Origin of the sequence: Aequorivita echinoideorum (assembly GCF_018476645.1) — a bacterium.
GTDB lineage: Bacteria > Bacteroidota > Bacteroidia > Flavobacteriales > Flavobacteriaceae > Aequorivita > Aequorivita echinoideorum.
In genome coordinates this window covers 87,623-113,529 of the sequence record NZ_JAHCTB010000005.1, presented here as the reverse complement: position 1 = coordinate 113,529, position 25,907 = coordinate 87,623, and the positions used below count along the sequence as shown (strand labels likewise).

The window sequence follows — 25,907 nt, the reverse complement described above, 5'->3', positions numbered from 1 at the left end:
ATAATTCAGAAATTTTTTATGCAAAAATTATTTTTTACGAAGTTTTTACTCCTCTTTATAGCCACCTTCGCAAGCGCACAAACTCCCAAAAAACCCACTTCATCAGAAATTTTCCATTCCCTTCAAAAGTTGAATTTCATTGGTTCGGCCTTGTATATCGCAGCCCATCCAGATGATGAAAACACGCGATTGATCAGTTATTTGGTCAATGATGTTCACGCAAATACCGCTTACCTTTCATTAACGCGTGGCGATGGCGGACAAAATCTAATAGCCCCGGAAATCCGTGAATTATTGGGCGTGATTAGAACCCAAGAACTGCTTGCCGCACGAAAGATTGATGGCGGAAAACAATTTTTTACACGGGCAAATGATTTTGGTTACAGCAAAAATCCCGATGAAACATTGGAGTTTTGGGACAGGGATCAAGTTTTGGGCGATGTGGTGCGCACCATTCGCGAATTTAAGCCAGATGTAATAATCAATAGGTTTGATCACCGCAGCCCTGGCAGTACACACGGTCATCATACCCTTTCCGCGATGTTGAGCGTTGATGCTTTTGATGATGTTGGCAACCAAAATAAATTTCCAAAAAGCGCACAGGAATTTGGCGTATGGCAACCCGAGCGTTTGTTTTTCAATACGTCGTGGTGGTTCTATGGAAGCCAAGAAAAATTTGAAAAGGCTGATAAATCAAAAATGGTGGCGGTGGAAACGGGCAACTTTTTCCCAAGTTTGGGACTTTCCAATGGCGAAATCGCTTCCTTGAGCCGCAGTATGCACAAGTCGCAGGGCTTTGGTAGCACGGGTTCCCGAGGTAGCGAAACTGAATATTTGGAACTTTTAAAAGGCTCGATGCCTGCAAAAAGCGATCTTTTTGATGGTATAAATACCACGTGGTCCCGCTTGGAGGGCGGTGCCCAGATTGGTTCGATTTTGAATCCTTTGGAAGAAAACTTCAATTACAAAGATCCTTCAGCTATGCTTCCGCAGTTGTTGAGCGCATATTCGTTGGTTTTAAATTTAAAGGACGAACACTGGCGAAAGATAAAATTGGAGCAGCTTAAAAAGCTGATTTTGGATTGCGGCGGAATTTTTCTGGAAGCCGTTTCTGAAAAAAATTCGGTAAATCCCGATGAAGACTTTAGGATTACGGTGGAAGCTATCAACCGCGGCAACAATAATGTTCTTCTAAAAAGCATAAAAAATTCAGATGGAAAAATTCTTTGGAACGAATCTGTTTCCCTTCCATTTAATTTCGATAAAAAAATTGAAATAAAACTGAATTCCGGCAGCAACAATCCGCGCTATTCCTCGCCTTATTGGCTCAACGAAACGGGAACGGTGGGAATGTATGAAGCACCGGAAAAATTTATTGGGCTTCCCGAAACTCCATCTTTGGAACAAATAATTATTGAATTGCAATTTGGTGAAACCAGTTTGTCTTTTAAAAGGGAAATTGTCTATAAATTCAACGATCCCGTGATGGGAGAGGTTTATCGCCCGCTTGAAGTCTTGCCCCAAGTAACCTCATCACTGCCGGAGAAAGTGATCATTTTTGCAAATGAAGATTCTAAAGAAATTCCGGTACTAGTACGTGCGGGAAAAGACAGTATTGCGGGTACTGTTGTCCTTCAAACCCAAAATGGTTGGGGGGTAGAGCCACAACAGCAGACTTTCAGTTTGTCCCGAATGGATGAAACCAAAACTTTCTATTTCAAAATAACGCCCCCTAAAAATCAAAGTGAAGCTTCATTGAAATCTATTTTGAAAATTGGTAATCAGACTTTTGAAAAGGAATTGGTTAGTATCAATTACGACCACCTGCCCTATCAAAGCGTCCTTTTACCTTCCGAAGCAAAAATTGTGAAGTTGGATATTCAAAAAAAAGGTGAAAACATAGGATACATAGCCGGCGCCGGCGATGCAATTCCTGAAAATTTGCGGCAAATTGGCTATTCGGTCACGACCATAAACCCCTCATCCATCACCGCTGAGAGCCTGAAAAATTTTGATGCCATTGTAGTGGGAATTCGCGCTTATAACACCGTCCCAGAACTTGCTTTTGCGCAACCCATTCTTCACAAATATGTAGAAAATGGCGGAACTATGATAGTGCAATACAATACAAATCACAGTCTGGTTACCGAAAATTTTTCTCCGTATCCATTAAAACTTTCACGCGATAGGGTTACGGATGAATTCAGTAAGGTAAAAATTCTTGATAAAAGCAATGCGCTAATGACTTTTCCGAATAAAATTACCGAAAAGGATTTTGAGGGATGGGTGCAGGAACGCGGTCTATATTTTCCAAACGGATGGGCGAAGGAATTTACGCCGGTGCTTGCAATGAAAGACAAAAATGAAACAGAAAGTGAGGGTGCCCTACTTATTGCCACCTATGGCAAAGGCCACTATATTTATACAGGTCTCAGTTTTTTTAGGGAATTGCCTGCCGGTGTTCCCGGTGCATATAGACTTTTTGCCAATATGCTTTCGATAGGAAAAAAATAAATTTTTTAAAGGTGGAAAAACATCCAAAAAAATATGTCTGGAAATGGAAGTACACGCTGGTGCTTCTAATGAATACTCTATATATATATCTTTTTTATCTGTTAATGCAAAACTTCAGCTAAATGCAACAGATTGATTGGATTGTTTTAATTGGGACCCTACTTTTTATAGTATGCTACGGCCTTTACAAATCCCGTAGCCACAAAGATGTTGATGATTATTTGAAAGGTGGAAACAGCGCGCGCTGGTGGACAATTGGCCTAAGTGTTATGGCAACTCAAGCAAGCGCGATAACCTTTCTCTCAACTCCTGGACAAGCATTCCACGATGGTTTGGGCTTTGTGCAATTTTACATAGGCCTTCCCATTGCTATGGTGATTATTTGTTTGGCCTTTATCCCCATTTATCACAGGTTGAAAGTCTTTACGGCTTATGAATATTTGGAAAGCCGTTTTGATAAAAAAACACGCACGTTAACGGCAATCCTATTTCTAATCCAGCGCGGCTTGGCCTGCGGCATAACCATTTTTGCACCGTCCATCATTCTCTCAGCGGTACTCGGGTGGAATTTGTTGTATTTGAATATCATCATCGGCGTGCTTGTAATTCTATATACGGTAAGCGGCGGGACAAAGGCAGTGAGTGTTACGCAAAAACAGCAGATGGGCGTTATTTTTCTGGGAATGCTGATTGCATTTTTGCTCATTCTAAATTATTTGCCTTTGGACGTATCCTTTACAAAAGCCTTGGAAATTGCCGGAGCCAACGGAAAAATGAAAATTCTTGATTTTTCATTCGATTTTGAAAATAGATACACGGTCTGGAGCGGACTGATTGGCGGAACATTTTTGGCGCTTTCCTATTTTGGGACAGACCAAAGCCAAGTACAAAGATATCTGTCTGGCAGCAACGTCAAGCAAAGCCAAATGGGTTTGATTATGAACGGTTTGCTCAAAGTTCCTATGCAATTTTTCATCTTGATGGTGGGAACTATGGTTTTTGTTTTTTACCAATTCAATTATTCACCATTGCACTTTAATCCCGCTGCGGTAAAGGATGTCATGAAATCTGAATATGCCGAAGATTACAAAGCTTTGGAAACAGAGAAAAAATCCCTTCATCAAGAAATTAAGGCGAAACAGATTGCCTATTCCAAAGCTGAGTCACTTTCCCAGCAACAGGGTTTGATGCAGGAAATAAAATTGCTCAACAATACCGAAAAGGATTTGCGTGAACAATCCAAGGCGGTAATTGAAAAAGCCAACCCAAATGCGGAGACCAATGATAAGGATTATGTATTTATCCATTTTATCCTGAATAATCTGCCAAATGGGCTCATAGGTTTGTTGCTTGCGGTAATTTTGTGCGCGGCCATGTCCTCCACTGCGTCTGAGCTGAATGCCCTAGGCTCTACCACTACCATAGACCTTTACAAAAGAAACAGACCCGGCAAAGCCGATAAACATTATTTGAACGCCTCGCGCGGATTCACATTTTTATGGGGAATCATGGCCATTGTGGTCGCCTGTACGGCTAATTTATTCGATAATTTAATCCAATTGGTAAACATTATCGGTTCCATTTTTTATGGAAATGTGCTGGGAATTTTCCTATTGGCATTTTTCATAAAATACGTAAAAAGTTTCGCGGTATTTATTGCTGCCATTATTACGCAACTGCTCATTTTTGCCCTCTTTTATTTCGCCATAAAACATTACGGAGGTATTGACAAGGTTCCATATTTGTGGCTCAATTTAATAGGAAGTATACTGGTGATAGCTATTGCACTGCTTCTTCAGGTTGTAATGGGCAAAAATGATGAGGAAAAATTGATTTCTTCAGAAGTTTGAAGAAAGCGGAAATCTTGAACAACCTATAGTTCTGTTCAAAAATATTTAAAATGAATTTAAAAAAAATAGCATACTCCATACTCGATTTGGCCATTGTTTCAGAAGGAAATTCCATTCAACAAACCTTGCACAATTCGCTTGCATTGGCACAGCAGGCTGAAAAATATAGTTACAAACGGTATTGGTTTGCTGAACACCATAACTCAGAGCACATTGGCAGCAGTGCCACTTCACTGCTCATCGGTTATGTTGCTGAAAATACGGAGAAAATTCGCGTGGGTTCTGGCGGTATTATGCTCCCCAACCATTCGCCATTGATCATTGCGGAACAGTTTGGAACCTTGGCACATTTATACCCCAACCGTATCGATCTTGGTTTGGGACGCGCACCCGGCACCGATCCCCAAACGGCGCAGGCCATTCGGTCAGATTTTATGCAGGCCGCACATTCCTTTCCAAATGAAGTGGGAAAAATCCAAAATTATTTTTCAGAAAAAAATTCAAGTTCCAAAGTACGCGCTGCCATAGCCGAAGGCGTGGATGTGCCTTTGTATATTTTGGGATCAAGCACGGATAGTGCACATTTGGCTGCCGAAAAAGGTTTGCCATATGCTTTTGCGAGCCATTTTGCCTCTGCACATTTATTGAATGCCCTAAAAATTTATAGGTCAGAATTTCAGCCTTCAGAATTTTTGAAGACGCCCTACACCATTGCAGGGATAAATGTAATCGTAGCCGATACCGACGAAGAGGCAAAACGAATATTTACTACCATAATACGTATGTTTTTGGGCGTGCTCACGGGCGCAAGGGCCGCATTGCAACCGCCCTCTGATTTTACTGAAGAAATGCAAGAGTTATTGAACCATCCCGCCTTGCATCAAATGCTGAAATATTCTTTTGTGGGAAGCAAGGAAACAGTCAAAAAACAAATAGAGACTTTCCTTACCGAAACTAACGTAGATGAAGTAATCGTTGCCTCAAGCTTTTACAATAATGAAGACAGGATAAAATCAGCACAGCTTTTTGCGGAGATTATGAATGAAATAAATAATTGATTCCTATTTTTTGAATAACAATTTTGAAATCCTATTATTCCCCGAAGCAAACGCAACGCTGTCGTTCACAAATTCAATGGCAAAAAAACCTTCTTTTGAAATCTCATTCCAACTTTTCCCACCATCACCACTAACTGAAATTCCTGGAGAGCCTATGGCTACAATCCCTTGGCCTTCAGTTTCCGGCACATATTTTACAGAGGAGCGGTACCCTGGTTCCTTTCCATTGGCAATAAGTTTCCAGGTTTTGCCACCGTCCTTTGTTACGGCCTTGTTTCCTTCGTTCAATTTCTTATTTTCCCAATCCCCGCCAAAAATGATTCCCGTCTTGGCATCATAAAAATCGATGCTGTAAATTCCCGTCATCGCCTTCCCTTGAATAATTGGAGTTTCAAAAATCTCCCAATTCTCACCCTTGTTGGCAGAATGAAGCACGCGCGCCCGCTTGCCGCCCGTGGCAATCCATACCTGATTATCATAAACCGCGATGTTGGAATTGCTTGCCGCAAAAGCCGCCTCGCCTTTTTCAGCCGAAGGAAGGTTTGAACAATCCAATTTATTCCAATGGTTTCCGCCATCACGCGTGATTATTATGGACAAGCAACCATTTATGGGATCGCCAACGGCAATTCCTTCCTTTTCGTTCCAAAATTTCATGGAATCATAAAAAACATTTTCACCTTTTTCAGTGTAAACTTCCTCAATATTTGTAGCCTTTGCACCATCTACTCCAATTTTATAAAGAACGGCGGGATTTGCAATACTCAATACAAAAATGGCCTCTTTCGTTGAAGCTATGGAACGAAAATGTAGCAGAGAATCACCGTATTTTATGTTGGCGAGCCGCGGCGTATCGCCATCAATTACCCCAACCCTGCCCTTGTCTGCCGCAAACCACACCATATTTTCATTAATGGGCTCAATGGCACGAATGCTAAGGCTATCAATAAATACCGGGCTAATTTCAACCGAAGAAAAAGTGTAATCAGGCTTTGTTTCACAAGAAAAAAGGGAGAAAACAAAAAGAAGGCTTACCAAATAACGCATCAAGAATATTTTTGGGCAAAAGTAATCATTCTAAAGATTTTCAGTTTCGATTTCGATTTCAAATTCAGCTTCGATTTCAATTTCGATTTCGATTTCACTTTCGATTTAAAAAGATACCTTTGCGTCCGCAAATTCATCAAGGGAAAAAACCTAGTATAGAATTTGTGCAAAAAGAAGAAAAATGAAATTACACCGTAACCTTGTATTTGCAACCATAGACTCGCTACACCTCATTTTCAACGAAAACAAGCAGGCAGATAAAGTTCTCAAAAATACCTTGAAGCGCGATAAACGTTGGGGCGCACGCGATAGGGCCTTCATCGCGGAAACTACGTATGATATCGTGCGCTGGAAAAGACTATATGCGGAGATTGCTGAAGTGCGCAAGCCTTTTGACAGGCCAAATCTTTTTCGACTTTTTGCCGTTTGGGCCACGTTGAACGGAATTAAAATTCCAGAATGGAAGCAATTTGAGGACACCCCAACACGCAGAATCAAAGGTCGATTTGATGAGCTATCAAAAATAAGAAAGTATCGCGAGTCCATCCCAGACTGGCTGGATGAGCTGGGCCAAAAGGAACTGGGCAAAAAATGGGACAGGGAAATTTCAGCCTTAAATGAATTGGCAGATGTGGTCCTGCGCGTAAATACCCTTAAAACCACGGTCGAAAATTTACAGAACGAGCTTTCAGATTTGGATATTGAAACCGAAACGCTCAAAGGATATCCTAACGCACTGAAGCTCAAGGAACGCACAAATGTGTTTACTACAGATGCTTTTAAAAACGGCCTTTTTGAAGTTCAGGATGCATCTTCCCAAAAAGTCGCTGAAATCTTGAACCCACAGCCCGGAGAGCGTATTGTGGATGCCTGCGCCGGTGCCGGAGGAAAAAGCCTTCACATTGCTACCTTAATGCAGAATAAAGGCCAACTAATTGCGATGGACATCTATGAAAATAAGTTGAATGAGTTGAAAAGAAGGGCACGCAGAAATGATATTTTCAACATTGAAACACGTGTGATCGAATCCACTAAAGTGATTAAGAAATTAGCGGATAAAGCCGACAAAGTTTTGATTGATGCGCCTTGTAGCGGTTTGGGGGTTTTAAGGCGAAATCCAGATTCCAAATGGAAACTGCAACCCGAATTCTTGGATTCCATTCGCGCCACCCAAAAGGAACTGTTGGATAGTTACTCTAGAATGGTTAAGCCGGGAGGCCAATTGTTATACGCAACCTGCTCAATACTCCCCTCAGAAAATGAGGTGCAGATAAAGGAATTTTTAGGCAGGGAAGCCGGTAAAAATTTTACCTTGATTCACGACGAAAAAATAATGCCAAGCCAAAGCGGTTTTGACGGATTTTATATTTCTTTGCTTCAGAAAAAAGAATAAGAATTAATACTATGGATTCTATGGGAAAATAAATAATAAAGCAACAAGAGAAACAATAGCATCAAAAATAACAATAGAAACTATAGTGACACCAAAAACAGCATCAATAGCATCAATAGCATCAATAGCATCAATAAAATCAATAGCACCATTTAAATAAGAACAATGAAACAATTAGTTACCCTCGTAATTTTACTTTCCGCGCAGCTCATTCTTGCGCAACAACCTTATTACAACAATGTGGATATTACCCTTACGGGCCAGGATCTTTATTTTGAGCTTCAGCAAAAAATCAACGTGGCAAGCTCGAGTTTCACTTATGGAGATACGCGCGACACGATGAAGATTACGGACGAAGATCCAGACAACAATAACAATGTATTATTGCTGTATGGTTATAACGATACAGATGGGAATTGTACTACAGACCGCAGCCGTGATAAGGACGATTTTGGCGGTAGTACTTGCGAATACAATCGCGAGCATACCTTTGCACGTTCCAATGCAAATCCTACAATGGGCGATGTTAATAATGGCTCGACGGGGATTAATGCAGACCCGCACAACATTCGTCCATCAGACCAGCAATTCAATAACAATCGCGATAGTAAAAAGTTTGCAGCAGGCTCCGGCAATGCTGGGAACGTGGGAAGTGGAAACTGGTATCCCGGTGATGAGTGGAAAGGCGATGTAGCGCGAATGATGATGTATATGTACACCCGCTACGGCAATCGCTGTTTGCCAAGCCTCAATGGTTCCGGCGCCCTCCAAGGAGATACAGATATGTTGCAAATTTATTTGCAATGGAATGCCGAGGATCCCGTAACCGAGTTTGAGGACCAACGCAATGCATATTTACAACCCGTATATGGCAACAGAAATCCATTTATCGATCAGCCGTATTTGGCAACGCTAATATGGGGCGGACCCATGGCAGAGGATCGTTGGGGCGTTCTGGGAACACAGGATTTTACGGCTGAAACTGTTTCTGTTTATCCAAATCCCGCTTCAGAAGTGGTTTGGGTACAGGACAATACCTCTGCTCCCATAGAAAGTTATGTAGTTTATGATATTGCGGGAAGAGAAATAAAATCGGCAATTTTTACTGCTTCTGAAAAGAAAGTGGACGTTTCTTCATTGGAGAGTGGTGTTTATCTTTTAAAACTGAATGCTACTGAAAAGAGTGTTGTTAAAAGAATTATTGTACAATAGACTAAATATTATAGCTAACGAAAAAGTGGACTTGATAGTCCACTTTTTTTTGTGTAATTATATAAATATTGCCAATTAATAGCGTCGTTAGTTTTATTTATAATCAAATATAATTTTTAAAGCTACTCAATCACCAACTTGAATGTCTCCACATTTGCAGCATTTTCAAAAGTTGCAATATAGAGTCCACTTGGGAGATTCAATGTAAAAGTTCCGTTCTCAATTCTTTCTGATTTCAGAATAACTTTACCCGAAATATCCGTAACCGTAAGTTTGGTATCTTCGGAAATTCCAGCTACGTTGAATGTTCCGCTGGAAGGGTTTGGATATACATTTATTTCTGAAAGCGTTTCGCTACCAATGCCTAATCCCGGATTGTAAATTTCGCCCATCATATTTCCATAAATATATTCTACCAAATCTGGCCTATCAATAAACGGGTTTCGGTTAAATTGCCACGTATAGATTACATTGTTTCGGTGCATCTCAAAATCATCCGGCGGATCATTTCTGTGCCAATCCAATAAGGTTTCAAGATCGCCCAACTGCCCGACCGTAGTATTTGCTGGATCACCGTTTACAAGTTCCAAATTATTGAATCGTACCGCCATATACATAACCGCACGTGCGGCATCACCCTTCCAGCTGCCCAGATTTCCTGCAGGACCGTCATATTCGCCGTAATCACTATTATTTCTAGAGCTATTTTCCGGACCATCCGCAGCGCGGAGACCGTGCACTTCAGAAATCCCGTGACGCAACGAATCTGCAGAACTCACTAAAAATAGGTCCCTGCCATCTGCCACCTCATCGTATTCAATGGTATAAAAACCTCCGCGGGATTGTGGATAGGTATGCTCGCGGTTCCAAAGCCCAACGTTGCTGCCTCCCGTATTTTGATAAAGGTATTTTGCCCTCGCCTGTTCGGTATAAAAAAGCCAAACCTCATTGCTATTTTCCGGGTTTTGGTCTGCTTCCTTTAAAATATCAACTACATCGGCATACGTCTGGGCGCGCACCACTGCGGGATCTGAAATAATATCCTGCATCGCCAGCCTCAAATCTTCCCCGCCAAGGCCTGTAAGACTACTGTAATAGCCTGATGGCTGCGTGGAAGCTACCATTCCATACGTGGGATTTAATGGCGTTCCATAATCTGCTTGGGTAAAATCCTGATCAATTACCAAAATCTGTACATTGTCCCTTATTCTATTGAATCCCTGCGGAATAAATCCCAAATCAATTTCCAAGAATTCATCGCCATCATTGATTCCATCTGCCACCAGTTGTATCTGTACTACTTCAGAATTTGTACCTGCCGAAATGGTAAATGAAGTGTTCCCGGTAAAATCTGCCGTAGTAAAGGTTTCGTTATCGAGCGTAAAATCAAGGTTTAAGTCGTTGGTAACATTAAATTCGGTGGTAAAAGTTATGGTCATTACCTCCCCTTCTTCATATTCGTCCTGGTCTGTGGTAAATGAAATTCCGTTCAAATCAACCCCGCTACCATCGTTTGTCTCGCCCGGCGTAGGTGTAGTAACGGTGTAAGTACCATCATTATTTCTTTGGATGGATTCCGTGGTTGCGTTTCCATTTTCATCTTCGTTTATCTGTTCGGTAACGCCCAGCAACGCCATAAGGGCAGTATCGTCCGGGTCACTGGTATCGTAAACCAGCGCGTCAATTAAATTGGTAGTTGTTGCGGGTGTAAATTCAGGGAAATCCGTAGCATCGCCCAAGTAGATTGCCACTGCATCTGCCCCATTTTGAATAACGAGCGGCGGTATTAAAAGTTCCGGGATTGGGGATACTCCCGTGCTGCCAATTACCAAAATTCCATTAATGTCGGTTTGGTACCCATCGAGATCCACCGCAAAATAACTGCTGTCATTTCCGCTTGTAGAACCATTAAATAGTACTACCACGTAGCCATCCAACGGAAAATTGGGCGTGTCACTTTTCAGTTCAATAAATTCCTGAAAATCCTGACCGGGTGTATCACTATCAAGTTCGTTGATAACCAATTGCGAATAGCTTGCCAAGGAAAGTAAACAAGCTAAAAAGGAAGTAAATATCAATTTCATTCTAAAATTTTTTCTGAAGCAAAACACTTCTTTTTCTGCAAAACTATCATTTAATGTGAAATATTCTCACACATATTTTAAAACATAATGAAGAATTAATACCAGACCCAAACGCATAATCAAAAACTTTACAGAAGCGCCTTTAAAATCACTTCATCTTTATTTGAATTAAATTACCTTTGCAACACATTAATTTCAAACAGAAAATTAAAGATGGTTCACTTTTTTGGAGACGTAAAAAATACCGTTTTTGCAGTCCAGACCCAAGGTAATATTTCAGAGGAAAACATTAAAAAACTGTCGTGGCTTTTCGGCAACCAACCCAAAATAGAAAAATCCGCCCTATCTCCCGATGCGGCGGATTTTTTTATAGGTCCACGTGCGGCAATGATAACTCCATGGAGTACCAATGCTGTTGAAATTACCCAAAATATGGGCATTGAAGGCATTATACGCATTGAGGAATTTCATAATACTTCAATTGAAAAAGGGACTTTTGACCCCATGCTTTCACAGAAATACAAAGATTTGAACCAAGAAATTTTTGATATCCACATACAGCCAGAAGGTATTTTGGAAATTGAAAATATTTCAGAATACAATCAAAAGGAAGGCTTGGCGCTTAATGCCGAAGAAGTGGAGTACCTTGAAAATCTTTCAAAAAAATTGGGCAGAAAACTTACCGATAGCGAAGTTTTTGGTTTCAGCCAAGTGAACAGCGAACATTGCAGGCATAAAATCTTCAACGGAACTTTTGAAATTGATGGGAAGGAAATGCCAACCTCCCTTTTCAAACTCATCAAAAAAACTTCAGAAACCAACCCGAACGATATCGTTTCGGCATACAAGGACAATGTTGCTTTTATAAAAGGCCCAAAAGTGAAGCAATGGGCGCCAAAGAGTACCGACAAACCCGACTGGTACGCCGAAACCGATTTTGAAAGTGTTATTTCGCTTAAAGCTGAAACGCACAATTTCCCAACTACTGTGGAGCCATTCAATGGTGCGGCGACCGGAAGCGGCGGAGAAATCCGCGACCGACTGGCAGGTGGAAAAGGTAGCCTGCCCTTGGCGGGAACCGCGGTGTATATGACTTCGTATTCTAGATTGAACAACGAAAGACCTTGGGAAAAAAGTATGAAAGAACGCGATTGGTTGTACCAAACGCCACTTGATATTTTGATAAAAGCCAGCAACGGCGCTTCCGATTTTGGGAATAAATTCGGGCAGCCGCTTATTGCCGGTTCAGTTTTAACTTTTGAACACGAAGAAGCCCCCTCCGGCTCCCCCAAAAGGGAAGGGCTTGATGCTCGCAAACTGGGTTATGATAAGGTTATCATGCTTGCGGGTGGCATTGGGTATGGAAAAGCAGACCAAGCCATTAAGGGGAAGCCACAGGAAGGAAATAAAATTGTTGTTTTGGGTGGCGAAAACTATAGAATTGGAATGGGCGGTGCCGCGGTTTCTTCCGCAGATACTGGCGAATTTCACAGCGGAATTGAGTTGAACGCAATACAACGCAGCAACCCAGAAATGCAAAAACGTGCCGCCAACGCCATAAGAGCAATGGTGGAAAGCGACGAAAACCCGATTATATCCATCCACGACCACGGCGCGGGCGGCCATTTAAATTGCTTGAGCGAACTCGTGGAAGACACGGGCGGAAAAATTGAGTTGGACAAACTTCCCGTGGGCGACCCTACCCTTTCCGCGAAGGAGATTATGGGCAACGAAAGCCAAGAGCGGATGGGTTTGATCATTGGTGAAGAGAATTTGGAAAAACTAAAGAAAATCACAGACCGCGAACGCTCCCCTATGTATGAAGTGGGACATGTAACAGCAGACAAACGCTTCTGTTTTGAAAATAAGAAAGGCGAGAAACCCATGGATTTTGCGTTGGAGGATATGTTTGGCAGTTCCCCCAAAACCCTAATGAAGGATAAAACCATAAACCGCAACTACAAAAATCCGGATTATGAGTTTTCAAAAATAAAAGAATACGTTGCGCAAGTGCTTCAATTGGAAGCCGTGGCCTGTAAAGATTGGCTTACCAACAAAGTAGATCGTTGCGTAACCGGACGTGTTGCAAAACAGCAAACCGCCGGGCCGCTGCAACTTCCGCTGAATAATTGCGGCGTGATGGCGTTGGATTTCAACGGAAAAGAAGGTATTGCCACAAGCATTGGCCATTCGCCCTTGACCGCTCTGATTAACCCCGAAGCTGGCTCTCGAAACGCAATCACCGAAGCGCTGACCAACATTGTTTGGGCACCGCTAAAAGACGGATTGAAAAGCGTTTCCCTTTCCGCAAACTGGATGTGGCCCGCAAACAACGAGGGAGAGGATGCACGTTTATACCAAGCGGTAAAAGCCGTTTCTGAATTTGCAATCGATTTGGGAATCAATGTCCCCACGGGGAAGGATTCCCTTTCCATGAAACAGAAATACAAGGACGGTGAGGTGATTTCTCCTGGAACAGTGATTATTTCCGCGGCAGCAAATTGTAACGCTATTCAAAAAGTGGTGGAGCCTGTTTTGCAGAGATCCCAAGGCATTGGGAGGGGAAGTATTTATTACATCAATATTTCGCAGGACGACTTCAAGTTGGGAGGCTCATCCTTCGGGCAGATTTTAAATTCTGTAGGAAACGATGCGCCTACGGTCAAAAGCGCCGAATATGTGAAGAATGTTTTCAACACGCTGCAGCAATTAATTCGTGATGAAAAAATCCTTGCCGGACACGATGTGGCCTCGGGCGGATTGATTACCACCTTGCTGGAAATGTGCTTTGCCGATATAAACTTGGGAGCAGATTTAGATCTTTCAACTTTGGGTGAAAACGATTTGGTGAAACTCCTTTTTGCCGAAAATTGTGGTGTGGTTATTCAAGCTTCGGATGATGCTTCGGTTGAAAAACTTTTTACTTCAAATAAAATAGATTTCAAAAAGATAGGAACCGTTTCAGAAAACAATTCGCTTTCAATAAAAAATAACGATAAAGAATTAGAGTTCAGTATTTCTGAAATGCGCGATGTTTGGTATAAAACTTCGTATTTATTGGATAAAAACCAAGGCGGCGAAACACTGGCAAAACAGCGCTTCGACAATTACAAGAACCAACCTCTTAAATTTGAGTTTCCCGCCTCTCCTAACCCCTCCAAAGGAGGAGAATTTCTATTGCCCAAACTTCCTCAAAATGGAGGCCGTCCAAAAGCCGCTGTTATCCGCGAAAAAGGGAGCAACAGCGAACGCGAAATGGCGTATATGATGCACCTCGCGGGCTTTGATGTAAAGGATGTGCACATGACCGATCTCGTTGAAGGCCGCGAAACGCTGGAAGATATTAAATTTATAGTAGCAGTAGGCGGTTTCAGCAATAGTGACGTTCTGGGCAGTGCCAAAGGTTGGGCCGGGTCGTTTTTATACAATGAAAAGGCGAAAAAGGCCTTGGAAAATTTCTTTGCGAAAAAAGATACCCTTTCCCTTGGCGTTTGTAACGGTTGCCAGCTTTTTGTGGAATTGGGACTTTTAAATCCAGAGGATAAAGAAAAACCGAAAATGCTCCACAACGCAACGGGCAAATTTGAATGCGTGTTTACTTCGGTGAAAATTCAGGAGAATAATAGCGTGATGCTATCCTCTTTCGCTGGAAGTACGTTGGGAATTTGGGCAGCACACGGCGAGGGTAAATTCAGTTTTCCAAAAGAAGAGGGCCACTATAACATTGTAGGTAAATATGGCTACGACGTCTTACCAGCAAACCCAAATGGCAGCAATTTCAACACCGCAATGATGACTGATAAAACCGGAAGGCACTTGGTAATGATGCCCCATTTGGAGCGATCCATTTTCCCTTGGAATTGGGCGCATTACCCAAAAGACAGAAAAAATGATGAAGTCTCTCCTTGGGTGCAGGCGCTGGTAAATGCGCGGGAGTGGATTGAAAAAGCCTAATAGATTTTTTTGGATTATTGGATGGTTGGATATATAGTAACGTCATTGCGAAGGAGCGACTTTAGGAGCGACTGAAGCAATCTGCCGAAGTGCAGTCCCAATCATGATAACAAGTAGCCTCATGAGATTGCCACAGCCTATCGGCCTCGCAATGACCTCCCTGAAAAATATTATAAATGCAATAAAAGCCAAAGGCCAAAGGCCAAAAGCCAAAAACAGACAACCGAGAACAATAAACAGCCAAAAGCCAACAACTGAGAACCGAGAACTGAGAACTACTAATTGCTAATTGTTAATTGCTGATCAAACATCATTTCCCTATCTTAGCCGTACTTTCCCTCCACAGAAAAATCCCTATGCCGACTGTATGCCGATGATATGCCGATAGTATGCCGACCCTATACCGATGATACTCCCTAGATACCTTATGGATGCTCCCTGATTACTTCAACTATAACACTACCTTATTATCACCCTTCTATGGTCAAGCAACAAAAACCTCACCATCACTTTTTAATACACACCTATAGATGCTGCAAAAATTGCAAACATCCTTAATCCAAAATTCTAAAAGCAAAATCAAGTCTTCACATTTGAATTAAAAATTTTCAACTTTAAACATTGAACCTGAACACTGAACACTAAACCCTGAACCCTAAACCCTAAACCCTGAACCCTGAACCCTGAACCTTGAAATTTAAGCCTCAAGAAATAACCAAGTCCTACATCTTACATCATACTTTTTAAGTCTTACGTCTTAGATCTCACATCTCAGATCTCACATCTCAGATCTCACATCTCAGATCTCACATCTTAAGTCTTACGTCTAGTCTCTGCTCTCTAGTCTCTAGTCTAGAGTCTAAAATCTAATCCCCCATTAATAGATAACTTGAAAAAAATCCCTATTTTCACTTTATCAATAAAAATTCCATGAAAGAACCAAAAAGACTCTTCGACTTTCCCTACTACCAATTGGAAAAATATCCACAGCAAAAAGCACTGGTAACCAAATTTAACGGAACCTGGGAAGCCACATCCACTCAGGAATATATAGACAAAGCAAACGCCTTAAGCCGCGCGCTTATAAAAATGGGCGTAAAACCGAACGATAAAATCGCCATTATCTCCATGACCAACCGCACGGAATGGAATATTTGCGACATCGGCATTATGCAGACCGGAGCGCAGGACGTACCTATCTATCCCACGATTTCAGAAGAGGAATATGAGTACGTTCTCAATCATAGTGAATCCATATATTGTTTCGCTTCCTGCAAGGAGGTGTATGATAAGGTGCAAAAAATCAGAAACAATGTGCCTTCCCTAAAGGAAGTGTACACCTTTGATGAAATTAAAGGGGCGAAAAACTGGAAGGAAATTCTTGAAGATGGAAAGGATGATAGCAACCAAAATGAAGTCGAAAGCAGAAAAGATGCCATTACCGAAGATGATCTGGCAACATTAATATATACTTCCGGAACTACGGGCAAGCCTAAGGGCGTAATGCTTTCACATAAAAATATAGCCTCAAATAGTATTTTTAGTGCAGACCGACTGCCCATAGAATTGGGAAAATCCAAAGCGCTCAGCTTCCTTCCCGTTTGCCATATTTACGAACGGATGATTCTTTATATGTACCAATACTGCGGGGTCGAAATAAACTTCGCTGAATCCCTGGAGACCATTAGCGATAATTTAAAGGAAGTAAAACCAGATGTAATGACCGCCGTGCCGCGTCTTCTGGAAAAGGTGTATGATAAAATTTATGGGAAGGGTGCCGAACTTACGGGAATTAAGAAAAAACTATTTTTTTGGGCCATTGACCTCGGTTTGAAATATGAGCCGTACGGACAAAACGGTTGGTGGTACGAAACCAAACTGAAACTAGCCAATAAATTGATTTTCAGCAAGTGGCGCGAAGCCTTGGGTGGCAATCTTAAAGCCATTGCTTCCGGAAGTGCAGCCCTGCAACCTCGGTTGGCACGGGTATTTAACGCTGCGCAGATTCCCGTAATGGAAGGCTACGGTCTTACCGAAACCTCCCCAGTCGTTTCGGTAAACGATATGCGCGACCATGGATTTAAAATCGGTACCGTGGGAAAACCGCTAAAGGAAACTGAAGTGAAGATTGCCGAGGATGGTGAAATCCTAATCAAAGGCCCACAAGTAATGTGTGGTTATTACAAAAACCAAGAGCAAACGGATGAAGTCCTCAAAAACGGCTATTTCCATACGGGTGATATTGGCGAAATAGATAAAGATGGTTTCCTAAAAATTACGGACCGCAAGAAGGAGATGTTTAAAACCAGCGGCGGTAAATACGTTGCGCCGCAAGTACTCGAAAACGCAATGAAGCAATCCCGATTTATCGATCAGATTATGGTGGTAGGTGAAGGCGAGAAAATGCCAGCAGCGCTTATCCAACCAGATTTTGAATTTTTAAAGGAATGGGGAAATAAAAAAGGCAAGAACATTCCATCAGATCCTACGGAAATGGTAAAAAATGAAGCCGTAATAAAACGAATCCAAAAGGAAATTGATTTCTATAACGAACGTTTCGGCAAATGGGAAAAGGTAAAGAAATTTGAGCTAACCCCAGAAGTATGGAGCATCGAAGGTGGCCACCTCACCCCCACTATGAAGATGAAACGTAAAGTAATTAAAGAGAAGTTCAAAAATCTGTATGATAAGATTTATGAGCATAGCGGGGACTAATGAACTGGCTCCTACTAATCATCGCAGGTCTTTTTGAAGTAGCTTTCGCTTTCTGCCTTGGAAAAGTCAAGGAAACCTCCGGACTAATCACCAAATTGTGGTTCGGGGGTTTTATGCTTTGCCTCTTTGTAAGTATGTTTCTTCTCATCAAAGCATCCAAATCCTTACCCATTGGCACAGCTTACGCCGTCTGGACAGGAATCGGCGCTGTGGGAACTGTTCTTATAGGGATATTCTATTTCAATGAACCCGCCACCTTTTGGCGTATTTTCTTCATCTCAACATTAATAATTTCAATTATCGGACTAAAATTTGTTGCCAATTAAAGTTCTAATTACTCTTAAGTAATTTCTATATTCTCTGCTCTCTTGTCTCTGTTCTCATTTCTTTTGTCTTTTGTCTAACGTCTCACATCTAAATTCTAAATTCTAACATCTTTTTCCTATGCGTGCATAATAAATTTTTGTATCTTTGGTTTTCACATTTTTGATAATCAGTTGATGAAGGAAAAAACCATAGACTATATTCTCCGTTCCACTTGGATGAACGTTACCAGAATGTACAATGAGGAAGCTGGGAAAAAGGGAAGTACTATGGCCACTGGTTTTGCACTTATAAGCATAGACCCAGAAGAGGGAACGCCATCCACGGCGCTCGGCCCAAAAATGGGAATGGAGGCAACCAGCCTCTCGCGCACATTGAAATCTATGGAGGAAAGAGGGTTGATTGTACGGAAACCAAATCCGGACGACGGCCGCGGGGTGTTAATCCACTTAACACACTTTGGCAAGGAAATGCGGGAATTCTCCAAAGGTGTAGTCCTGGGTTTTGATGAGGCCGTACAGAAAAACGTTTCCGCCGAAGATCTTCAGACTTTCAAAAAAGTAGCCAGTACTATTAATGAATTGGTAAGTTCAAAGAAAATATACGAAACAAAATAAATACAGAATTCAGAGCTTTTAACTCTGAACTCTTAACTTACAACTCAAAAAAATGTCAAAAAGAAGAATTAACAAAGTAGCGGTCATCGGCTCCGGAATTATGGGAAGCGGCATTGCCTGCCATTTCGCAAATATTGGTGTGGAAGTTTTGTTGCTGGACATCGTTCCGCGCGAACTTACTGATGACGAAAAGAAAAAAGGACTTACGCTCCAAGATAAGGTTGTTAGAAATAGAATCGTGAACGGCGATCTGCAAAAGGCCATAAAAAGCAATCCCGCCCCACTCTACCACAAAGATTTCGCAAAGCGGATTTCCACAGGAAACCTTGAGGATGATATTGCAAAAGTAAATACGGCAGACTGGATTATTGAAGTGGTTGTGGAGCGTCTCGACATCAAAAAACAGGTTTTTGAAAATCTGGACAAGCATAGAAAACCCGGTACGCTTATTACTTCAAACACCTCGGGTATTCCCATTAAATTTATGAGCGAAGGCCGAAGTGAGGATTTCCAAAAGCATTTCTGCGGTACCCATTTTTTCAACCCACCGCGCTACCTCCAACTTTTTGAAATTATTCCCGGGCCAAAAACTTCCAAGGAAGTACTTGATTTCTTAAACGGTTACGGCGAAAAATTCCTCGGGAAAACTTCAGTTGTCGCAAAAGACACACCGGCATTCATTGGAAATAGGATTGGGATTTTCGGCATTCAAAGCCTTTTCCATCAAGTGAAGGATATGGGTCTTACCATTGAGGAAGTAGATAAATTGACCGGTCCGGTAATAGGCAGGCCAAAATCCGCAACCTTTAGAACAGTTGATGTGGTAGGGCTGGATACGTTGGTGCACGTTGCCAACGGAATCTATGAAAACGTGCCCGATGATGAAGAGCACGGCATTTTCCAGCTCCCCGGATTCATCGATACCATGATGGAAAAGAAATGGTTGGGAAGCAAAAGCGGTCAAGGTTTTTATAAAAAAGTAAAAAATGACGACGGCAGCAGTGAGATCCTCTCCTTGGATCTGGAAACCATGGAATACAGAAAAAGCAAAAAGGCTTCTTTTGATACGTTGGAGAAAACAAAGTCGGTGGATAAAGTTACCGAACGTTTCCCAATTCTTATTGAAGGCGAAGACCAAGCTGGCGAATTCTACCGAAAGAATTTTGGGGCAATGTTCGCCTACGTTTCCAAAAGAATTCCAGAAATAACCGATGAACTTTACAAAATTGACGATGCCATGAAAGCTGGCTTCGGTTGGGAACAAGGACCCTTTGAAATCTGGGATGCTGTTGGCGTTAAAAAGGGAATTGAGCTTATAAAGGATTTAGGCAAAGAGCCCGCACCTTGGGTAAATGAAATGCTGGAAAATGGTGTGGACAGTTTTTACGATGTGCGTGAGGGCAATACCTATTATTACAGCATTCCAGAAAAGACCCATAAAAAAATTCCCGGCCAGGATGCCTTTATTATTTTGGACAACATCCGTAAATCTAAGGAGGTTTGGAGCAATAAAGATGTGGTGGTCGAAGATTTGGGCGATGGAATTCTTAACGTTGAATTCCGAAGCAAAATGAACAGCATTGGCGGCGATGTGTTGGCTGGCGTTAACAAGGCTATTGACATTGCCGAAGCCAGTTACGATGGTCTCGTTATTGCAAACAACGGCAAGAATTTTTCCGTAGGTGCCAATATTGGAATGATTTTTATGATGGCCGTAGAGCAGGAATACGATGAAATGAACGCTGCCATCAAATATTTCCAGGATACCAGCATGCGTTTGCGATACTCTTCCATTCCCGTGGTAGTTGCTCCGCACGCTATGACGCTTGGCGGCGGTTGCGAATTTACCTTGCACGCAGATCGCGTAGTAGCCGCTGCGGAAAGCTATATTGGTTTGGTGGAATTTGGTGTTGGGGTAATTCCCGGTGGCGGTGGCTCCAAGGAAATGACGCTCCGTGCAAGCGATTCCTTCAAAAAAGATGATGTGGAGCTCAACAGACTCCAGGAATATTTCCTCACAATTGGGATGGCAAAAGTTTCAACTTCAGCTTACGAAGCGTATGACACGGGTATTCTTCAAAAAGGAAAAGATATCGTAGTTGTAAACCCAAAACGCCAAATCGCAGCCGCCAAGGAAGTTGCCCGGTTTATGGCAGACCAAGGCTATACGAAACCCATTCAAAGAACAGATATTAAAGTGCTTGGAAAACAGGCCTTGGGGATGTTCTTAGTGGGTACAGACCAAATGCTCGCAGGAAATTACATCAGCGAACACGATAAGAAAATAGCCAACAAACTAGCGTACGTTATGGCGGGTGGCGATTTAAGTGAAGCCACGCAAGTAAGCGAACAATATTTGCTCGACCTTGAAAGAGAAGCATTTTTAAGCCTAACCGGAGAACGGAAAACACTGGAAAGACTTCAGCATATGATACAGAAAGGGAAACCGCTTAGAAATTAAAAGCCCCTCCCAACCTCCCCAAAGGGGAGGAGAAATAATGAAAACGAATGTATAATTAAAAATACCCCGTAATAATTTCTCCCCCTTGGGGGAGTTAGAGGGGGCAGATTATGAGAACAGCATACATAGTAAAAGCATACCGAACCGCAGTTGGCAAAGCGCCTCGCGGGGTTTTTCGCTTTAAGCGTCCAGACGAACTGGCGGCGGAAACCATTAAATACATTATGAATGAATTGCCACAACTCGACAAAAAGCGAATTGATGACGTAATCGTAGGTAACGCAATGCCCGAGGCTGAACAAGGCTTGAATATGGGTAGGCTGATTTCGTTGATGGGTCTTGACATTGTTGATATTCCCGGAATGACGGTAAATCGTTATTGTGCTTCGGGATTGGAAACCATTTCCATTGCAGCCGCAAAGATTCAAAGTGGTATGGCAGATTGCATTATTGCGGGCGGTGCGGAGAGTATGAGCTACATCCCGATGGGCGGTTACAAACCCGTTCCCGACTATAAGTTGGCGAAGGAAGGACACGAGGATTACTATTGGAATATGGGATTGACTGCCGAAGCGGTTGCCAAAAAATACAACGTTTCCCGCGAGGACCAAGACGAATTTGCTTACACCAGCCAAATGCGTGCGTTAAAGGCGCAGGATGAAAACCGTTTTCAGGAGCAAATTGTTCCTATTGAAGTGGAAGAAACATTTGTTAACGATTCCGGTAAAAAGGAAACCAGAAAGTACACGGTAAACCAAGATGAAGGCCCGCGTAAGGGGACTAATGTGGAAGCGCTATCAAAACTGCGTCCCGTTTTCGCCGAAGGCGGCAGTGTGACCGCTGGAAATTCTTCACAAATGAGTGATGGTGCTGCCTTCGCTGTAGTTATGAGTGAGGAAATGGTAAAGGAACTAAATCTTGAACCCATCGCCAGATTGGTAAGTTTTGCCGCCGTTGGCGTAGAACCCGCCATAATGGGTATAGGTCCGGTGTATGCTATTCCAAAAGCCCTGAAGCAAGCTGGATTAAATCAAAATCAGATAGAATTAATTGAATTGAACGAAGCATTTGCCTCCCAATCACTTGCCGTTATTCGCGAACTTGGATTAGATAAGGAAAAAGTAAATGTAAACGGTGGCGCAATCGCTTTGGGGCACCCACTTGGATGTACAGGCGCAAAACTCTCCGTCCAACTTTTTGATGAAATGCGAAAACGAAATCTACAGGGCAACTACGGAATGGTTACGATGTGCGTGGGTACTGGGCAGGGTGCGGCTGGTATCTATGAGCTATTATAAATTCTGAATTCTAAATTTTGAATGAATGGAGCCGAAGAAGGAAAATATTATAATAGACAAAACCTTTAAGTTTTCGCTCGATATAATTTCTTTATATAAAAAACTTCAAAAAGAAAAGGAATTCATTCTTTCAAAACAGCTATTACGTTCGGCGACCAGTATAGGCGCTAATGTTGAAGAGGCGTCGGCAGCCCAATCGAAAAAGGATTTTATAAATAAAGTGTCCATCGCTTCAAAGGAAGCACGCGAAACAAGATATTGGCTTAAACTTTTGGACAAGTCTGATTTGACACAACTCAATATTTCTCCTTTTTTGATGGAAATAGAACATATAATAAACATTTTGACCAAAATAATAATTACAGCTCAAGACAATTTGAAGAAAAAATAACATCTAAATTTTCATTTAAAATTTAGAATTCAACATACAAAATAAGAAATATGGAGACACAAGTAAATAAGTCCGAACTATTAAGAGGCGGCCAATTCTTAGTAAAAGAAACAAATGCCGAAGACATCTTCACCCCAGAGGATTTTTCCGAAGAACAAAAAATGATGCGCGATTCCGTCAAGGAATTTGTGGAACGTGAAATTTGGCCGAACAAAGAGCGGTTCGAGCACAAGGATTATGCACTCACGGAAGAAATTATGCGCAAAGCCGGCGAACTTGGCTTGCTTGGCGTTGCCGTTCCTGAGGAATACGGCGGGCTGGGGATGGGTTTCGTAACCACCATGTTGGTTTGCGACTATATTTCTGGCGCTACGGGCTCCATCGCTACGGCTTTCGGTGCGCACACGGGGATTGGGACGATGCCAATTACGTTATACGGTACCGAGGAGCAAATCAAAAAATACGTTCCTAAACTTGCAACCGGTGAATGGTTTGGCGCGTATGCCTTGACCGAGCCAGGGGCGGGAAGTGATGCCAATAGCGGAAAAACAAAAGCGGTCCTTTCCGAAGATGGAAAGTACTATTCCATTACCGGACAGAAAATGTGGATTTCGAACGCTGGTTTTTGCAACACTTTTATTGTTTTCGCACGCATTGAAGACGACAAAAATATCACCGGATTTATAGTTGAAAATGATCCTTCAAATGGAATTTCATTAGGTGAGGAAGAGAAGAAGCTCGGAATTCACTCCTCCTCTACCCGACAGGTTTTCTTTAACGAAACAAAAGTACCGGTGGAAAATATGTTGGCTGGGCGCGGCGATGGATTTAAAATTGCAATGAACGCATTGAATGTTGGACGAATTAAGCTCGCCGCCGCAAGTCTGGATGCACAACGCCGTGTGATTACAGAGGCGGTGAAATATGCAAACGACCGCATTCAGTTTAAAGTGCCTATTTCTTCCTTCGGCGCCATTAAATTGAAATTGGCCGAAATGGCAACCAATGCCTACGTGAGTGAAAGTGCTACATACCGTGCCGGAAAAAATATTGAAGACAGAATTTCGATGCGCGTGGAACAAGGCAATAGCCATCAAGAAGCGGAGCTTAAAGGCGTTGAGGAATACGCAATTGAGTGTTCCATTTTAAAAGTGGCAGTTTCCGAAGACATCCAGAATTGTGCCGATGAGGGAATCCAGATTTTTGGGGGAATGGGCTTTAGCGCCGATACACCAATGGAATCTGCTTGGCGCGATGCGCGAATTGCCCGTATTTACGAGGGTACAAACGAAATCAATAGAATGCTCGCCGTGGGAATGCTTGTAAAAAAAGCAATGAAAGGCCACGTGGATTTGTTGAATCCTGCACAAGCAGTAGCTTCAGAATTAATGGGCATTCCTTCTTTTGAAACTCCCGATTATTCTGAATTGCTTTCCGAGGAAAAAGCGATGATCGGCAAATTGAAAAAAGTATTTTTAATGGTTGCCGGAAGCGCTGTTCAAAAGTATGGAACGGCACTGGAAGAACATCAGCAAACATTGATGGCCGCAGCCGATATTCTTATTGAAATATACATGGCGGAAAGTGGGGTTCTGCGTGCATATAAAAATGCGAAACGTTTTGGTAAGGATTCACAAAAACAACAGATTGCAATGGCGCAATTGTATCTGTACCACGCGGTTGATATTATTACCATAAAAGCAAAAGAAGCCATTCTTTCCTTTGCCGAAGGCGATGAACAGCGAATGATGTTGATGGGATTGAAGCGATTTACCAAATACCAAAATACCCCAAACATTGGTGAATTGCGAAGAACAATCGCTGAAAAAGTGATTGCGGAAAATAAATATCCTTTTTAATAATCCTGTAAGGTTTCCAAAACCTTGTAGGTATAACCACGAAAACACAAATTCTATGATATTTGCGTTTTCGTGGTTTCCCATTTTATGGCGCAGTGTTTGTTATTTTATATGAAAATTATGTTACAATGAAAAAGCTCCTGTTTCTTTCCCTACTTTTTATCAATTATTTCAACTTCGCACAAGAAAATTCAGCCATATACGTTTGTGATTTTTCCATGGCTTATGAAGGGTTGGAATTATTGAATGTACAGAAAATTTCAACTAATGACGGTTATAACAATCAGCCTTCTTTCGCTTCAAATGAAGCATTGCTATACGCGGGAAATAACAATGGCCAAACAGATATCGCTGAATATGATTTGATTTCAAAAACTTCAAAATGGAAAAATAAAATAACACAAGGCAGCGAATATTCCCCACAAAAATTCCCTTCAAATAATGATTTAGCTGCAGTAAGATTAGATAAGGATGGCTTGCAGCGACTTTACAAATACAATTCTGAAATGGGAAATTCTTCAGATTTAATCGAAAATATCCAAGTTGCGTATTTTGCATTTTACAATGATAAAACCATTCTTTCTACAGTTTTGAATGGTGAAAAAATGGATTTGGCACTTATTGATTTGCAAAAAAATACGACAGATACATTATTCCGAAATGCCGGAAGGTCGCTTCAAAAAATTCCAAAGACCCAATCCATGAGTTATTCGTTAATAAATGATGCAGGCAATCTAGACATGTATATGCTGGATATGAATTCTTTTGAAAGTTTTTTTATTACTGAATTGCCAATTGGAATTCAGGATTATGTCTGGATTAACGACACCCAAGTGATTGTTGCGAGTGGCAACAAACTTTATCTATATGACACTTTAGGTGAACCAGATTGGGTACAGGTAGCTTCCCTTGAAGAATACGGACTCAAAGATATTACGCGGCTCGCCATAAGCCCTGACACAAAAAAACTTGCTTTGGTAGCGAACAAGTAAATTTAGGTAAACCCTTCTGCAAGATTTCTCCTGCAAGGTTTCCAAAATCTCGTAGGTATTTGCAAAGTATCTAATAACTCCTTCAAGCTTTCCGTAACCTTGTAGGTCTTTCCCATCATTTTTGGTACATTTAAGAAA

At 41.9% G+C, this 25,907-nt stretch carries 16 protein-coding genes; 14 read left to right on the top strand and 2 right to left on the bottom strand.

The window, feature by feature from the left end:
- Positions 1-18: 18 nt before the first annotated feature.
- The 3 genes from KIV10_RS11970 (at position 19) to KIV10_RS11960 (ending at position 5,422) form a co-directional block, all read left to right on the top strand.
- Positions 19-2,514 (top strand): PIG-L family deacetylase, encoded by a 2,496-nt coding sequence (locus tag KIV10_RS11970; RefSeq protein ID WP_214114049.1) that lies wholly within the window; start codon positions 19-21, stop codon positions 2,512-2,514.
- Between the two features lie 122 nt (positions 2,515-2,636).
- On the top strand, positions 2,637-4,364 hold the full coding sequence (locus tag KIV10_RS11965) for a sodium:solute symporter (RefSeq protein ID WP_214114047.1): 1,728 nt from the start codon (positions 2,637-2,639) through the stop codon (positions 4,362-4,364).
- Positions 4,365-4,414: 50 nt separating this feature from the next.
- Positions 4,415-5,422 carry an LLM class flavin-dependent oxidoreductase gene (locus KIV10_RS11960; protein WP_214114045.1) on the top strand — a complete coding sequence of 336 codons (1,008 nt, stop codon included), beginning with the start codon at positions 4,415-4,417 and terminating at the stop codon, positions 5,420-5,422.
- A 3-nt stretch (positions 5,423-5,425) separates the two neighbouring features.
- Here the strand turns inward: KIV10_RS11960 and KIV10_RS11955 are convergent, their stop codons facing one another.
- A complete protein-coding gene (locus tag KIV10_RS11955) occupies positions 5,426-6,469 on the bottom strand; it encodes a WD40/YVTN/BNR-like repeat-containing protein (protein ID WP_214114044.1) in 1,044 nt (347 codons plus the stop codon).
- A 181-nt stretch (positions 6,470-6,650) separates the two neighbouring features.
- Here KIV10_RS11955 and KIV10_RS11950 point away from each other — a divergent pair, with 181 nt between their 5' ends.
- Positions 6,651-7,862: an RsmB/NOP family class I SAM-dependent RNA methyltransferase gene (locus KIV10_RS11950; RefSeq protein ID WP_214114043.1), complete on the top strand. Its 1,212-nt coding sequence runs from the start codon at positions 6,651-6,653 to the stop codon at positions 7,860-7,862.
- A gap of 165 nt (positions 7,863-8,027) precedes the next feature.
- Positions 8,028-9,074: an endonuclease gene (locus KIV10_RS11945; protein WP_214114041.1), complete on the top strand. Its 1,047-nt coding sequence runs from the start codon at positions 8,028-8,030 to the stop codon at positions 9,072-9,074.
- Between the two features lie 122 nt (positions 9,075-9,196).
- On the opposite strand, the gene KIV10_RS11940 is transcribed toward KIV10_RS11945, so the two are convergent.
- Entirely contained in the window at positions 9,197-11,158 is a 1,962-nt protein-coding gene (locus KIV10_RS11940; protein WP_214114039.1) for an endonuclease, read from the bottom strand.
- Positions 11,159-11,371: 213 nt separating this feature from the next.
- Here KIV10_RS11940 and purL point away from each other — a divergent pair, with 213 nt between their 5' ends.
- The 9 genes from purL to KIV10_RS11895 all read left to right on the top strand — a co-directional run bounded on the left by purL (position 11,372) and on the right by KIV10_RS11895 (position 25,769).
- On the top strand, positions 11,372-15,112 hold the full coding sequence (purL, locus tag KIV10_RS11935) for a phosphoribosylformylglycinamidine synthase (RefSeq protein WP_214114037.1): 3,741 nt from the start codon (positions 11,372-11,374) through the stop codon (positions 15,110-15,112).
- Between the two features lie 930 nt (positions 15,113-16,042).
- Complete coding sequence (locus KIV10_RS11930) at positions 16,043-17,827, top strand: AMP-dependent synthetase/ligase (RefSeq protein ID WP_214114035.1); 1,785 nt, start codon at positions 16,043-16,045, stop codon at positions 17,825-17,827.
- On the top strand, positions 17,827-18,153 hold the full coding sequence (locus tag KIV10_RS11925) for a DMT family transporter (protein ID WP_214114033.1): 327 nt from the start codon (positions 17,827-17,829) through the stop codon (positions 18,151-18,153). Before KIV10_RS11930 ends, KIV10_RS11925 begins: the two co-directional genes overlap by 1 nt.
- A 174-nt stretch (positions 18,154-18,327) precedes the next feature.
- Entirely contained in the window at positions 18,328-18,768 is a 441-nt protein-coding gene (locus KIV10_RS11920) for a MarR family winged helix-turn-helix transcriptional regulator (protein WP_214114032.1), read from the top strand.
- 52 nt (positions 18,769-18,820) lie between these two features.
- Positions 18,821-21,229: a 3-hydroxyacyl-CoA dehydrogenase/enoyl-CoA hydratase family protein gene (locus tag KIV10_RS11915; RefSeq protein ID WP_214114030.1), complete on the top strand. Its 2,409-nt coding sequence runs from the start codon at positions 18,821-18,823 to the stop codon at positions 21,227-21,229.
- Positions 21,230-21,339: 110 nt separating this feature from the next.
- Positions 21,340-22,527 (top strand): acetyl-CoA C-acyltransferase, encoded by a 1,188-nt coding sequence (locus KIV10_RS11910; RefSeq protein ID WP_214114028.1) that lies wholly within the window; start codon positions 21,340-21,342, stop codon positions 22,525-22,527.
- Between the two features lie 25 nt (positions 22,528-22,552).
- Entirely contained in the window at positions 22,553-22,918 is a 366-nt protein-coding gene (locus KIV10_RS11905) for a four helix bundle protein (RefSeq protein WP_214114026.1), read from the top strand.
- 50 nt (positions 22,919-22,968) lie between these two features.
- Positions 22,969-24,777: an acyl-CoA dehydrogenase family protein gene (locus tag KIV10_RS11900; protein WP_214114024.1), complete on the top strand. Its 1,809-nt coding sequence runs from the start codon at positions 22,969-22,971 to the stop codon at positions 24,775-24,777.
- A gap of 128 nt (positions 24,778-24,905) precedes the next feature.
- Complete coding sequence (locus tag KIV10_RS11895) at positions 24,906-25,769, top strand: hypothetical protein (RefSeq protein WP_214114022.1); 864 nt, start codon at positions 24,906-24,908, stop codon at positions 25,767-25,769.
- The last annotated feature ends 138 nt before the right edge of the window (positions 25,770-25,907 follow it).

Coding starts and splice junctions, on each gene's coding strand:
- KIV10_RS11940 (WP_214114039.1), bottom strand. CDS start 11,158: ATGAAATTGATATTTACTTCCTTTTTAGCTTGTTTACTTTCCTTGGCA.
- KIV10_RS11965 (WP_214114047.1), top strand. CDS start 2,637: ATGCAACAGATTGATTGGATTGTTTTAATTGGGACCCTACTTTTTATA.
- KIV10_RS11895 (WP_214114022.1), top strand. CDS start 24,906: ATGAAAAAGCTCCTGTTTCTTTCCCTACTTTTTATCAATTATTTCAAC.
- KIV10_RS11950 (WP_214114043.1), top strand. CDS start 6,651: ATGAAATTACACCGTAACCTTGTATTTGCAACCATAGACTCGCTACAC.
- KIV10_RS11945 (WP_214114041.1), top strand. CDS start 8,028: ATGAAACAATTAGTTACCCTCGTAATTTTACTTTCCGCGCAGCTCATT.
- KIV10_RS11960 (WP_214114045.1), top strand. CDS start 4,415: ATGAATTTAAAAAAAATAGCATACTCCATACTCGATTTGGCCATTGTT.
- KIV10_RS11900 (WP_214114024.1), top strand. CDS start 22,969: ATGGAGACACAAGTAAATAAGTCCGAACTATTAAGAGGCGGCCAATTC.
- KIV10_RS11905 (WP_214114026.1), top strand. CDS start 22,553: ATGGAGCCGAAGAAGGAAAATATTATAATAGACAAAACCTTTAAGTTT.
- KIV10_RS11925 (WP_214114033.1), top strand. CDS start 17,827: ATGAACTGGCTCCTACTAATCATCGCAGGTCTTTTTGAAGTAGCTTTC.
- KIV10_RS11920 (WP_214114032.1), top strand. CDS start 18,328: ATGAAGGAAAAAACCATAGACTATATTCTCCGTTCCACTTGGATGAAC.
- KIV10_RS11970 (WP_214114049.1), top strand. CDS start 19: ATGCAAAAATTATTTTTTACGAAGTTTTTACTCCTCTTTATAGCCACC.
- KIV10_RS11930 (WP_214114035.1), top strand. CDS start 16,043: ATGAAAGAACCAAAAAGACTCTTCGACTTTCCCTACTACCAATTGGAA.
- KIV10_RS11910 (WP_214114028.1), top strand. CDS start 21,340: ATGAGAACAGCATACATAGTAAAAGCATACCGAACCGCAGTTGGCAAA.
- KIV10_RS11915 (WP_214114030.1), top strand. CDS start 18,821: ATGTCAAAAAGAAGAATTAACAAAGTAGCGGTCATCGGCTCCGGAATT.
- KIV10_RS11955 (WP_214114044.1), bottom strand. CDS start 6,469: ATGCGTTATTTGGTAAGCCTTCTTTTTGTTTTCTCCCTTTTTTCTTGT.
- purL (WP_214114037.1), top strand. CDS start 11,372: ATGGTTCACTTTTTTGGAGACGTAAAAAATACCGTTTTTGCAGTCCAG.